Here is a 13,609-nt window from a genome sequence, read left to right on the forward strand (position 1 = left end):
CTGGCATAACATTATTGAGTCGATTCTTGTAATGCCTGTTTGTGTTCAGTATACCATTTTTTGCAGACCTGGATACTCTTTTTAATGGTCTGGGTTCGCATGGCATTTGGGACGCATCTTCAGCGATCCTGCATTGTAAACATGTTCTTCACAATTATTCATAGAGATGTGCTCATAACTATAAATCCTATGAACACTCCAAAATAAACACATATATGCATTCATGTTTTATATAATTCTAGAACGTAGATCCATTACTCAAACAATGAGATGTTATTTGGCAAAGGATAGTGAAAACAAAGGTTTAAGGCATGAACACAATGGACATCTATGGCTTATCCGGCTCGATCCATTAAACCAAATAGATCATTCTTTTGCTGTGCTTCAAAGTATAAAATTAATTAAAATTGATCTTTCTTATTATAATATATTTATTTATTCAAAAGCAAATATTAGTACAAATAATTATATATGTAATTGATCCCTATATATGGACATGAAAGGATTCAGTATCAATATTGAAGATGCCACGTTAGAAAATGACAATTTCCGTAAAGTTCTCTACACTTCAAAGCACAGCCAGCTTGTGCTTATGAGCCTTAAGCCCCTGGAAGATATCGGGATGGAAGTGCATGAGGAGAACGACCAGTTCTTCCGTTTTGAAAGTGGAGAGGGAAAGTGCATAATTGACGGTAATGAATATGAGCTCAGTGATGGTGTTGCAATAGTAGTGCCTGCAGGCGCGCAGCACAATGTCATCAACACTTCCAAGACCGAGGACCTTAAACTCTATACGATCTATTCTCCGGCTCATCACAAGGACGGTATCGTGCGGGCAACTAAGGAAGAAGCCGAAGCAAATGAAGCCGACTTTGACGGAAAAACCACGGAATAAGATCATAAAAGGTAATCTGGACCAATTTTCACTTGCTGGTCCGTAAATCTTAATGAGTTGGTAAATGTGGTGTCTTAAGAACCACATTCCAATTCCATCTATAATTATTTCTTTTTCTTGTCCTGACTTAAGCTGCATATATAAGACATATATTAAACATGTAGTGAACATGTATCAAACTTTGAACATAATATAGGCAGCTGTACTCTGCTTCTCAGGTCCGGCCCAAAAGCAGAAAATACAAGAAGTTATGCACATCTGCGGTTAGTGCAGCAAAGATAATACTTAAACTCCCTGAAACAGATAACAGAATATAACACAGGAGAATCAACATATGCCACCGGGAACGTATCATAATCCTTCCATAGAGACCATGGAAAGGGGCGAACTGGATGCTTTGATAGATGAACGTATTCAATACACTGTGCAATACGCAGCTGAGAAGTCCCCTTTCTATAGAAAATGGTTCAAAGAACACAAGATCTCACCTTCCGATATTAAGTCCCATGAAGATCTGCTGGAACTGCCTATTATAAATGGCAGTACAATAAGAGAACACCAGCCGCCTGTAACCGGGGATTTCGAGTTCAGAACAGGGGACTGGAATGAGATATTCACTATTCATGAAACAAGTGGTACCAGCGGGACACCAAAGGCGTTCTTCCTCACCTGGGAAGACTGGGAACGTTATGCTGAGAAATATGCGCGGTATTTCGTTGCACAGGGATTCGAACCCGGGGACAGGGTTGTCATCTGTGCTTCATACGGCATGAATGTAGGTGCTAATACCATGACTCTTGGAGCACATCATATCGGAATGACCATCATCCCCACTGGGAAATGCACTTTTCCGACAAGGATTGTGACCTCATATAAACCCACTGGAATCGTGGGAAGTGTTTTCAAACTGTTAAGACTTGGCAAAAATATGAAGGAACAAGGACTGGATCCTTCTGAATCAAGCATTCGGCGTCTTGTGGTAGGCGGGGAAAGTTTTGCAGAAGAAGCGCGTAATTATCTTTCCGAAATGTGGGACTGCGAGGTTTACAACAACTATGGCAGTACAGAAGGCACTATGTGCGGGGAATGTACGGACTTCAGCGGCCTGCATGTATCAGAGGACATGGTACATCTGGATGTCTATGATCCGGGCATGGATAAGTTCGTCAAGGACGGTGAATGTGGCAGGATGGTGCTCAGTACCTTGCTTCCGGTAGGCGCCAGATCCGGTACCCTGCTTCTTAACTATGACACTGAAGACACGACGGTGGTCATGAGCCGCAAGACCTGTGCCTGCGGAAGGACACACATGAAAATAATGAACCCTCAGCGTGAAGCTGAAACTTTCTGGGTTGCTGAGACTCCCTTTAACCGTGTGGATGTGGAAAAAGGAGTTTTCCAGCGGGAGAACATGGAATATTTAACAGGGGAATATGAAGCTTTCCTGTACGGCGGAGATGATGAAGAGGAAACCGTCATGAGAGTGAGCCTGGAATGCCTTGACCCTGCCACATGTGACAGATCCCTTGTGGAAGAGAATTTCCTAAGTTCTTTCTTCAGGTACAAGAAAAAATTTGAGAATGCATATAATGATGAGAGCTTTAAGATACTATTCAACTATACCGCTCCGGGAGCTCTTGAACTGTATCGTATAAAAGGCAGGCCAAAACGTATCGTGGACCGCAGATAAATTATCTTAGGCCCTATACTGGAAGCTGTATTACAGATCAGGATACAGACTGATAGATATGTGCATTCCGCCAAGCAAAACCAGAAACCATAACAATGCCACAGGTTTCATCAGTCTGTAGGGCTCCCCCAGAAAATGCACTGAACCTTTTACAGCCAGGTTGATGTATATTACCAGCAGCATCACTAAAATGCCTGCTATGTGATGTACCCACAGTTCGAGCAGCAATTGGATGCTGATCTGCATTCCTGAATGGGCTAAAAAAGAAGGGGACATTACGAACACAATGGTGAGAAGCTGCAGAAAAAGAGCTGCAGCCATTAAATTGCAATGTATTTTCATTTTTTTAGAGCGCGCCTGATATGCAGAGAATGCCAGCAACATCAGAATGAATAACTGTAACCCGATATTTCCAAAGATCCCCGTAACATCCACCATAAAGATACTCCTGCCTATTCTTTGACTTTTAAGGATAATAAATAATGATTATACTTGAATTTTATTTTAATTTATATATAACTACTTGTTGATAAGTCACTTGGTCAGTTACTTATAATAAACAGACATAAAACTTTTGATGCAAAATACTTTGACAGAATCTATGACTTCCCTGATCAGTAAATTATCATCTCCTGCCCGAGATATACGATATCTGCTGGAAAGAGGATACCCGAAAACCGCATCAATAAGATTTGTCGGCGACCATTACCGCCTTGAAAAGAGCGAGAGGCATATTCTCACCAGAGTGATAGTACCCCCAAAAACTGCTGTTGCACGTAACAGGAAACGGCTTACTTCAAAAGAAGTGGCAGGGAAAAAGATTCTTGCAGACGGATATAATGTGCTCATCGCAATAGAAAGCATGCTGAGCAATCATACATTGTGGCTGTGTGATGATGGTTTTGTCCGGGACACAAGAGGGGTTTTCAGGTCACACAATAATACCGATATTACGATCGAAGCTGTAAAACAGATGTGTGCCATACTTTCCAAAAGCAGCGTTTCCTATGTGAAGGTCCTGCTGGATTCCCAGATGAGCCAGAGCGGAGAGCTTGCTGCTCTGATAAGACAGGAACTGTCCTTATTGTCATTGCAGGGCGAAGTGTCAACCTCCGAACACGCCGACTTTGACCTCAAGCACGCAGACCCCGAATATGTGGTCGCAACTGCGGACGGAGTTATCATCGATGCCGTCGAAAAAGTAATAGACCTGCCTCAGGCAGTTATTGAAGAAAAGGGTAGCTGGGCGGAGATGATAATTTAATGTCAGTAACATTAGTAGACTGTAAGAGGATGACAGAATAGACAATGTTATTGAATGATTCGAATCGCAGATTTAGCACAGTTAAGATGGGACATAGTTAACTCGATTTTTTGTACGCAAGTTCATGAATTGTACAAACCCGCTGGTTTTTGCAAAAATTACCTCTAATTTATTTTGATCTCTATTTTTGCTAAAAGAAGTAAACACAAAATGCATTGTTTTCATAAAAAATTGACGGAACGAAACTTTTTTAAATGTATCTAACCTTCATGATATAAATGGAAAATAATATTCAAGAGACAATTTTGAACAATAGCCTTAATTCAAATAATATTACAAATATAACAAACCATGCGTCTCATTTAATTGAAAAATCTTCTTTCTATTTTCTAAACACAAGTAATATAACTCATTTTGTATCCCAAGTTGATCCAAATTGGTTTTATAGTGCATCAGCACAAAGTGCAGCTACTATAGTTGGATTAATGGGAGCTTTTTTAACAACTAAAGTCTTAAACCAAAAGTCTTATCTTAAACAGCTCAAAAATGATATTAGTGAGCTTGAACAAAAAAAAGAGCATGTTTCAACTGAAATTCAAAACATTAAAGAAAAACAAACGAACCTGTTAACAAACAAAGAAGTAGAACTTTGTAAGAAAATAAATCCATCTTTCACCCCATCTATTCTTCCAGATTACGATCTGCAAAGAATAGAAAAAAGTGAAGGAGGGAAAAACATTCTAGAAAAATTAACTAAATATCGAGAATATGATGATGTTATAATAAGTAAAAAAGGAGAACAACTTTTTTTGAATAACCTTTTAACATACAAAAAAGAACAGGTAATAACAAAAGAAGATTTTTCAAACTCTAAAGTACATTTCATAAATCTAGTAATTTTCTCAATAATTGGTGTTTTCGCACCTCTTTTTATGATGCTTTTAGATTTTGAGACTATGATTAAATATAGAGTTGCAGTGTTCATATTAATTTTATGCGGATGGGTAATAATATTGTATAGTTTAATCTCCGAAATTAAGAACTTGCGAGATTAAAAAGCCCTATGTTTAAAAAAGTCGAAGTGTACGAGGCTTTTTAATAAATTACTATATGTTAATTTAGTTGTCTTTTCTTTAATTATAGTGTAACATCGAACGTTTAAAACTAATGAGTAATAAAATCACTAAACATAGGCACTGACCAAAGGTAAATCTGTTTCAAACAAAAGGTTAACAACTATAACTTATTCCAAAAAAATTCAAAAATTTATTTCAATATCGATGAGAAAATATTGTCTACATTTATTAGTGGATTCACACCAATTTTAGTATAAAAAAATGAGACAAAAGCAATAGACGATTCTATCCCCCATATAGAACATCCTTTACCAAGACATTTATGTGGAAAAAATGGTCGATCATTATTTTTCATGAAAGGATTTATTTCAAATTTTTCTTTTAAGAGACTTAAGTTGTAAGAATCTATTTCTTCTGAACTTTCCTCTTGCCATTTTGACTTATAGTGTACTAATAAATTGCGTATTTTTATAAGATCCTTGACATTTTTATATGTTTGATCCTTTCTAAAATCTTTGACATCAATATATTTTTTCTTATTTTCATCCGAGCTATTTTGAGCAATTATTTTGATAGCTTCTTCATATTTAGAAAGAACATCTTTCCTCTCAAACCCTTCACAATTCCATTTTTCAGCAAGAACTATTAAAGCTTTCAGACAAATTCCTGTTACATGTTTTGCTCTATCACTTTTAAGGAAAGTGTTATAACTAATAGTGTGTCCTTCTGAATCAATTACTATTTTGTGTTCTACTGTATCAAAACAGTCACTATAAAATTCATTTATTATAGATTCGAGATAAGCTATACAAGAAACTACAGACCCACTTGCATATGCAATATCATTTTCATATAGTTCTGCATTTTTTTCCCAGGTACTCCCATCCCTATATTTCTTTTCAATCTCATCACATTCTTTTGCACAAAGACAGGCGCACCTAATGTGTTTACTTGAAAATGGTGATTTTTCTCTTAAATTTACCTTTGTAGTAATATTTATTGATACTTCAGCTTTTTCTTGGTCAGTATTATCTGGTATTATATCTCTCCAGTTGCAACTTAAGTATTAGTTTCATTCAAGCTTCTTCCCACATTTCCAACCTTTCCCATACATGCTTATTAAGTTTAAATAGCTTATCAGCTTTAGCATTCTGTTTCATATAATGCAAAGTATCCTTAGAGAACCCCATGTTCTTCCATTCAGTATAGGAAATACTCAGTATCTATTACCTGACTCTCTGGTTTTCAATAACAATGCATAATTCCATGTTACTGAGTTTTTCTGATATGGAATTTTCTTATTCATCCAGTTCTGGAACTCTTCAGTTACTTTCTTTGCACCAGATGGTTTAAGCCTGAGAGAATAGCTTTCTGTTCTAATGAAATCTTTAGCATCCAGTCTTTAAGTTTCTATCAGATTGATCACAGCAAGATCAACAAGGAACCTTAAGGGCTCTTGAAGATCATATGTAATTTAAAATTCAGATACACAATTTTGAGTTTAGGTATCACCTCATTAAATAACTTAGAGTAATATGAGCGCAAGTGATTTATACGATTAGTTAGATACTGTAAATTGGTTATAAGGGAAGTAAGCTGCAAAATGGAGCATGTGCAGGACGGAGTAAAATCTGGTCTCGTAATAAACTTCATTGACGCGTAAGTTCAGAAATGAAGTACATTCAGGACGGATTAAGACCTGATTTCGTAACAAACTTCATTAACGCGTAAGTTCAGAAATGGAGTATATTCAGGACGGATTAAAACCTGATTCCGTAACAAACTTCATTAACGCGTAAGTTGCAGAATGAAGCACATTCAGGACGGATTGAAACCTGATCCCGTAACAAACTTCATTGACGCGTAAGTTGCAGAATAAAGCACATTCAGGACAGAATAAAACCTGGTCCCATAATAGACTTCATTGTTGCAGGTCAAAACCTTATGACCACCTTATCAACTCTTTTAATAAACTCTATTTTGATTCGTTGGAATGTTTTCTATTAACTCCTCATCCTTCAGGCTGCTTTTGTGGTAGATCGAGTACCATCTATTCTGTTGTTTTCCATCCGTTCTTTTGAAACTTTAAAGTCTCTTATCAATTTCCAGAACTCTTTTTTAGAAACGTTAATTAATATGGTCGGATCATAGTTAACTTTGGGGTGTTTTCATGGAAAGTGAAAAGAGTCCGAAGAAAGAAATTTTTCCCACGATCTCAATAATAATATTGGTGACGGGTATATTGTGGCTGATAAATGAATTGGAGATATTAAGGATCGATATTCCGTGGTTTCCCGTGGTCTTAATAATAATTGGGATCGCCGGAATCATAGAATTCTATAGAAGGAAATAAAGATCCGTCTTGTAGGAGATCTGCTGAAAAGCAGATAATTGTTCTGAAAAGCCATAATCTACCTGAAAAGTAGCTGTCCGATGAACAGCACATGTACATATATATTACTATGAACAAAATAAAAGGGCTTGTAGGGTTATTAAGACCCGAGCTTCCCTTCTCCGCCGGCTTATGCGTAGTGATGGGGCAGATCCTGGCCCTGGGTGAGTTCGCACCCGTTTTCGAAACTGCATTTGGTTTTTTGTCAGTGTTCTTTATTTCGGCTTCAATATTGGTATTAAATGATTATTTTGATGTTGAGACCGATAAGCTCAATGCACCCCATCGTCCGATCCCTTCGAACATGGTCACTCCGTCGGAAGCGTTGCTGCTGTCCATAGTTCTTATGTTATCCGGCCTCATCCTCAGCTATCTGATCAGTATTATAGCGTTATTGATCTCGATTATTTTATTCATCATCGGATTTCTGTACAACAGGCACTACAAAAAGAGCGGACTGCCAGGAAATCTGATGGTTAGCTTTTCCGTAGGGATGACATTCATTTATGGTGGGGTGTCCGTAGGATCACCCTTTAATAACATTGTCTGGCTTTTTGGCGCTATTGCCGCATTAATAGATCTTGGAGAGGAGATCGCTGCCGACGCAATGGACATGCAGGGAGACCTGCTTATCAATTCAAGGTCCCTGGCAATAAAATATGGAAAAGCATTTGCTCTGCGGATAAGCAGCTATATTTTCCTTTTTGTCGTTCTGCTGACATCTGTGCCTTTTATACTAAAGTGGCTGCCTGCCATTTATCTCATACCTATCGCAATAATGGACCTTGCTATTGTTTATCCGTCTTTGAGATTATTGGGATCCGGCAATGATGCGAATGCAGGAAGAAAATATATCCGCTGGGTCTATTTAGGTGCAACATTGGGGTTACTGGCCTTTATATTGATAAAACTGCTTGAAGCATGAAAAAGAGTTGACACACATCTGAATTGTCAATGGTAACATTGATCCTCACAATGCTAACGCTATTCTCACTGAGCACTTTAATACTTATACTTCCCTTATAACCTTGATGAAACTTGGAATTGCTGTCACCGATCCGCATGACTGGACTGCTGATGCCCTTTTGGAAGCTGCAGTGGACAGAGACTTCGAGACATATCTCATTGATCTGCGACATACGGAAGTTGTCATAGAAAAAGATGTAGTGATCTCATGTCAGGGCCTGACACTTCCAATACTTGATGTGCTGGTGGTAAGGGATGTAGGTGCCGGGCCTATGGAAGGTGTTTCCTTCAGGTTCGATGTCCTGAGGCAGCTGGAAATGCAGGGCACGCTTATACTGAATAGCCCCGAAGCCATAAGGAATGCTGCAAATAAGTATCATACGACATACCTGCTCGCAAAAGCAGGAATACCTGTACCGGCTACGTTCTCAGTGCAGGACAGGGACAAAGCCATTGAGACGATCAACGACCTCAGGGATGCAATTGTAAAACCGGTATTCGGCTACAAGGGAAAAGGCATAATCAGAGTAAGGGAAGGAAAAATGGTAGAGCCTGATGGTAAAATCTCACAGATTCCCTGGGAAAAGCAGATCACCCAGATGATCGATAGCTGGGGAATGCTGTATATCCAGGAGTTCATAGAGAACCAGGGAAGGGACATCCGCGCTTTTGTGGTCAACGGCAAGGTGCTGGGTTCTATATACCGCAGTGCACAAAAAGGCCACTGGATAAATAACTTGAGCCAGGGCGGTACTTCGTCACCGTGCAGCCTTACGCCTTCCCAGGAAGAGATCTGTGCGAAGGCTGCAGAAGCCGTAGGCACCGTATTTGCAGGTGTGGACCTCATAGAAGGACCCGATGGCACTATGGTGCTGGAGGTAAATGGCACTCCTTCCGGGGCAGGTATATATAGCTCATGCGGAGTTAATGTTGCCGGACATATTCTCGACTACATACACTTAAGAGAATAATCAAATGATATCTGAAGTCATATTTACGAGGCCTGCTTAATGGATGAATATAAACAATGCATCATTGTGAGAGACGATCTGAAACTTTCAAAAGGTAAGCTTGCAGTACAGGTTGCACATGCAGCGGTATCTGCCAGCAGCTGGGCTTCAAAATCCGCCCTTGATAACTGGAAGGAAGGCGGACAGAAAAAAGTGGTGCTACGGGTTCCCGCACTAAAAGATCTTTTCGAGCTAAAGGAAAAAGCCCGCAGGGAAGGATTTCCCACAGCTCTTATCGCTGATGCCGGCCTCACTGAAATTGAACCCGGAACTGTGACCGTCCTTGGTATCGGTCCTGCAAGAGCTCAGGATATTGACAGAATAACCAAGGAACTTAAACTTCTTTAAGTAGTATCTGTGCAGGATGCCGTATTATAGCGAAGGGTAAAGGGTAGAAAAATAATTTTAATTCTCCACCACTTTTTTCTCTACTCCAGATGTGTTGTCAGGATGGTTATCAGCCTCATCCTTTGATTGGTCATTGACTACCTTACCACCATCATCATTCATCTGGGATGCATCTGGAGTTGTGTGTGTCTCCTTAGGGTTATAAAAATCGAATATTGAACTCGATGTCAAAGGTCTCTTCTTGGTTCTCTTTACCATATACCCATCATTCCCATTAAAAAATACTTAACCCTTCCCCTATGATATTTTTTTCATAAAAGGAACAGGTAAGCTTAGAAAGGGAAGTATGGGACTACCAGATGAATAGAAACTGACTTGATCATCTTTCTGGTGTCCCATCCATAACTATTGTCCACAATCCGACTATCAGATGCCCAGCTTGCTGCGCTTGCTCTCAATATGTTCCAACATGGCATCTACAGCCTTTTTAGCATCAGTTTCCACATTCATTACTCCTCCGGTTACATCCTTGCAGTCCTGAGTGAGCAGTTTCACCAGCCTTGGAGCACCTGTTACTGTGGGCACAGGATTAACATGCGTGTGCAGGCCCAATGCAAGAGCATAGACTGCATCAATGGTAGCTTTCTGCTCCATATATTCAGGTGCTGTTGCCACTACAGGCAGGTCAGGCAGAGGTACATCACCTAGAGCTGATGATATAGCACCAAGCAGATCTGCCAGCCTTCCGGTATCGGTACATGTACCAAAGCTGAGTACGGGAGGAACACCAAGTTGTTTGCACAGGCCTTTGAGTCCAGGTCCTGCAAGTTCCATTGCATCAGGGCTGCACAGACCTCCAACCTGCATGGCAGCATTGCCGCATCCCATAGAAAGTACCAGCACATCCCTTGCAATAAGTTCCTTTGCAATATCCAGACTATGACAATCCTGTCCCGAATCCCTCAGGGTTGTACAGGATACAAGACCTGCAACACCTCTTATGGTTCCACTCTTTATAGCATCCAGAAGAGGTGTTATGCTGCCACCCAGTGCTTCTGTTATGCTCTCTGACGAGAATCCCACCACAGACTCAGTGATAGGAAGGCCAGTTACAGGTAATACGGTTTTCCTGCGTTCACTGAAGTTATCTATAGCCATCTGCAACAGCTGAGCAGCCTGCTCACGTGCCTTTTCTGGTACATAATCTATTCTTTCATCAATACCCTCTAAAGAAACAAGGTCACTGACAGGTACTATTTTGAAATGATATTTCTGGGCATAGATCGGGTCTATAGGCATTGAACAGTTCATATCTGCCACGAACAGGTCTACACAGCCGCTGGCCATGACCGCTTCTTGGGCAATCCAGTTGCCAGTAAACCCAAAGAACACATTGTCCATTTCCCATCTCTGTATCATTTCCTGGCCAGTCTCAATATTGGCTATTATACGCATTCCTTTTGCACCAACTGCCTGAGCCTTGTCCTGCCACATTTGTTCTCTTGCCAGCTGCACCATGGCAAATCCCAAAAATGGTTCATGACCATTGGGGAGTACGTTTACATATTCGGGGTCAAGCACTCCAAGGTCAACTCTCATCTTATGCGGTTTGGGCAAACCGAAGAGGATGTCCTGGCAATATTCATTTACTATCTGGCTCTGATAACCCATAGCCACTCCCAGACGCATAGCTTTTAGGGCAAGGCTCACATAGTCTCCATCTACGTTTGTGAGGGATGAACTCGTTGTCCTCATGATCTCACTGTGGATGCCATTGGGGAATATACCTAGCTTTTTCCATGTTTCCTTACGCTCTTGGGGTGCAAGCATCTCTACTATCTTACTATGTTTTCCGTATTCATTCCTGAAATCAGCTTCCACAAAGTCACATAATCGCAAAGCTACTTCATTATCGGTGCCTGATGTATCAACACCAAGCCTTGCAGCAAAAGTTCTGAGTTTCTCAGACTCCTTAATATTAAAAGGTGTCTTGCCAAGAGCTGTGGCTCTTAGTGTTTTTATGGTCTGTTCTGTATGGTACTGGTAAGTTGAAGCTCCCATAACATTGCGTAAGAGCATCATACGCATGGCCATGCCATCAGCAGTGATACCGCAAACACCTCTTTTATCCGTTTCAGCATTGGCTCTGCAGGGTCCATTGGAACATAGGTCGCAGCGCATACCTCCCTGGCAGAAGTTACAACGTCTGTCGGGGTTCCCACCCATACCCTGGGCCTCATACCGATCCCATATGTTGGTTATGCCGTCTTCTTTGATTCTTTCATATACTTTCTTTACAGATGCATGACAGGATATCCTATCTCCTTCCATTGTTCTTCCTCCTAAAGCTGAAAATTGCTGGTTCCATGTTGCGGCCACTATTAATTTCCAGATAGCTCGAATTATCATCAATTGTGTCCAACGCTTTGAGCCATTCCCACACATTGATCATAGAACAAACAATGTCACCAGCAGAGCAGTTTACCTATATTAAGTATTAATCTGATACTGATATATATAGGAAGAAGTTTCCAACCTGATATCGCTAAAATTGAGATATGCAGAAAACCTTTCACAATCAATATATACTTTAATTTATTCATTTCATGGTGATGAGTGCATTAAGACAACGGATGATACAGGCTCTAAGGATACTAGTTTAAAATATGTGACAATATAAGATAAATAAGCTTTTTGTTTTACTAACATCAAAAATACAGGAGATACAATATGTCTGCATGGATCGTTGCTATGGAAGATAAACTGGCTGAAGAAAAAATGAACGTGATCACCGTAGAAGGGAAAAAGATTCTGTTAATCAGGAAAGAAGGTACTGTTTATGCCATAGATAATAAATGTCCCCACATGGGTTGTCCTCTTAAGGGAGGTATCCTGGAAGGTTATGTTCTGAAATGTAGTTGTCACAACTGGGGTTTTGACATCAGGACTGGTATGAATGCAAAGACAGGCGCATATGTGGATAAGCCAGATTCAAAGGTTTCTACATACCAAACAAAAATATCCGATGGTAACATTTCAGTAATGCTGTAATGTGAACTACCCCTCCCTGCTTTCTGATGAAAGCAAGGAAGGAGACTTCTGCTGTAGAAGTTAAATCTTTTTTTTGATTTTTTGAAAAAGTGACTTCGAATGTCCTTATTGTGCAGTATCCCTTCTATCCGGTCTGGAGATATTGCAGGTATCCCTGTTGCTTCCACTATTCTACACTTTGTCGTTTTACTAGCCTGGCTCCCATCTCAAAGGCTTTCTTACAGTCCTGTGGAAATACTTCTTCGCGTGTTTTCGCTTTTTCTTTGAGATCAAAGATATCCGCAACATATTGTGAATAGTCATCGAATTGATATGTGTCAGTGCTGCACAGTGATTCGGAATATCCAAAGATTTTTGTTGCAACCACTTCATTTACTTCAATTACTTTATTAAATCCAAAGAAATCAAAGTGCTCTTCCTTTGCACCCATTGTATAAATGTATCCAACCGAGATATTCTTTGGATATAATGTTGCTGGGTTAGCAGAGTAAACCAGATATGGGAATATATAACGCTCCATAAATGATCTCATTTCCCCTGTCAAATTTCCAAGGTATATGGGTGATCCAAGGATTACTGCATCTGCATTTTCCAGCTTTTCCAACACCGGTGTCAGTTCATCCTTCATTGCACATTGTCCATAGCTTTTCCCATTTTTTAATTTGCAGGCAAAGCAACTTGTACATCCTTTAAAATTCAGGTCATAGAGATGAATTATTTCTGTCTCTGCACCTTCTGTCTCTGCACCTGCAAGAGCTTGTTCAAGCAGAGTTGCTGTGTTCCATTTCTTTCTTGGACTTCCATTTATTGCTATTACTTTCATAATTTACCTCGTTTTCTTTTACTACAGGATACAAAACTTTTTGAAATATGAGAATCTTCAGAAAGACTTAGTATATCCATACCTAAAAGTATTG

The 13,609-nt window shown here is 39.9% G+C and carries 13 protein-coding genes; 9 read left to right on the forward strand and 4 right to left on the reverse strand.

All coding sequences use genetic code 11. From position 1 onward, the window contains the following. Window positions 1-496: 496 nt before the first annotated feature. Window positions 497-895: a cupin domain-containing protein gene (locus METHO_RS06690; protein ID WP_048831274.1), complete on the forward strand. Its 399-nt coding sequence runs from the start codon at window positions 497-499 to the stop codon at window positions 893-895. Window positions 896-1,229: 334 nt separating this feature from the next. Further along, the gene (gene ftsA, locus METHO_RS06695; protein ID WP_015324779.1) at window positions 1,230-2,585 is read left to right on the forward strand and encodes a coenzyme F390 synthetase; all 1,356 of its coding nucleotides are present in this window, start codon (window positions 1,230-1,232) and stop codon (window positions 2,583-2,585) included. 30 nt (window positions 2,586-2,615) lie between these two features. On the opposite strand, the gene METHO_RS06700 is transcribed toward ftsA, so the two are convergent. Then, window positions 2,616-3,023: a hypothetical protein gene (locus METHO_RS06700; RefSeq protein WP_015324780.1), complete on the reverse strand. Its 408-nt coding sequence runs from the start codon at window positions 3,021-3,023 to the stop codon at window positions 2,616-2,618. A gap of 139 nt (window positions 3,024-3,162) precedes the next feature. On the opposite strand from METHO_RS06700, the gene METHO_RS06705 reads away from it, so the two are divergent. From METHO_RS06705 to pth2, 6 genes are all read left to right on the forward strand, one after another. Then, window positions 3,163-3,849: a DUF434 domain-containing protein gene (locus METHO_RS06705; protein WP_156811054.1), complete on the forward strand. Its 687-nt coding sequence runs from the start codon at window positions 3,163-3,165 to the stop codon at window positions 3,847-3,849. Between the two features lie 278 nt (window positions 3,850-4,127). After that, complete coding sequence (locus METHO_RS06710; protein WP_015324782.1) at window positions 4,128-4,904, forward strand: hypothetical protein; 777 nt, start codon at window positions 4,128-4,130, stop codon at window positions 4,902-4,904. A 2,191-nt stretch (window positions 4,905-7,095) separates the two neighbouring features. Then, window positions 7,096-7,278 (forward strand): hypothetical protein, encoded by a 183-nt coding sequence (locus tag METHO_RS06715; RefSeq protein ID WP_048831086.1) that lies wholly within the window; start codon window positions 7,096-7,098, stop codon window positions 7,276-7,278. A gap of 109 nt (window positions 7,279-7,387) precedes the next feature. Next, the gene (locus tag METHO_RS06720) at window positions 7,388-8,242 is read left to right on the forward strand and encodes a UbiA family prenyltransferase (RefSeq protein WP_156811055.1); all 855 of its coding nucleotides are present in this window, start codon (window positions 7,388-7,390) and stop codon (window positions 8,240-8,242) included. Between the two features lie 106 nt (window positions 8,243-8,348). After that, entirely contained in the window at window positions 8,349-9,254 is a 906-nt protein-coding gene (gene mptN, locus METHO_RS06725) for a tetrahydromethanopterin:alpha-L-glutamate ligase (RefSeq protein ID WP_015324784.1), read from the forward strand. A gap of 39 nt (window positions 9,255-9,293) precedes the next feature. After that, the gene (pth2, locus tag METHO_RS06730) at window positions 9,294-9,641 is read left to right on the forward strand and encodes a peptidyl-tRNA hydrolase Pth2 (protein ID WP_015324785.1); all 348 of its coding nucleotides are present in this window, start codon (window positions 9,294-9,296) and stop codon (window positions 9,639-9,641) included. A 57-nt stretch (window positions 9,642-9,698) separates the two neighbouring features. Here pth2 and METHO_RS06735 read toward each other — a convergent pair whose 3' ends face one another. Together METHO_RS06735 and cooS are read right to left on the reverse strand one after the other, a co-directional pair. Continuing rightward, window positions 9,699-9,899, reverse strand: a complete 201-nt coding sequence (locus METHO_RS06735) for a hypothetical protein (protein WP_015324786.1) — start codon at window positions 9,897-9,899, stop codon at window positions 9,699-9,701. 168 nt (window positions 9,900-10,067) lie between these two features. Continuing rightward, window positions 10,068-11,972 (reverse strand): anaerobic carbon-monoxide dehydrogenase catalytic subunit, encoded by a 1,905-nt coding sequence (gene cooS, locus METHO_RS06740; RefSeq protein ID WP_015324787.1) that lies wholly within the window; start codon window positions 11,970-11,972, stop codon window positions 10,068-10,070. 399 nt (window positions 11,973-12,371) lie between these two features. On the opposite strand from cooS, the gene METHO_RS06745 reads away from it, so the two are divergent. Further along, window positions 12,372-12,692 (forward strand): Rieske (2Fe-2S) protein, encoded by a 321-nt coding sequence (locus tag METHO_RS06745; protein WP_015324788.1) that lies wholly within the window; start codon window positions 12,372-12,374, stop codon window positions 12,690-12,692. A gap of 166 nt (window positions 12,693-12,858) precedes the next feature. On the opposite strand, the gene METHO_RS06750 is transcribed toward METHO_RS06745, so the two are convergent. Further along, the gene (locus METHO_RS06750; protein WP_015324789.1) at window positions 12,859-13,515 is read right to left on the reverse strand and encodes a flavodoxin family protein; all 657 of its coding nucleotides are present in this window, start codon (window positions 13,513-13,515) and stop codon (window positions 12,859-12,861) included. Window positions 13,516-13,609 lie beyond the last annotated feature (94 nt).

The organism is Methanomethylovorans hollandica DSM 15978 (assembly GCF_000328665.1).
In the GTDB taxonomy this organism is placed as follows: Archaea; Halobacteriota; Methanosarcinia; order Methanosarcinales; family Methanosarcinaceae; genus Methanomethylovorans; species Methanomethylovorans hollandica.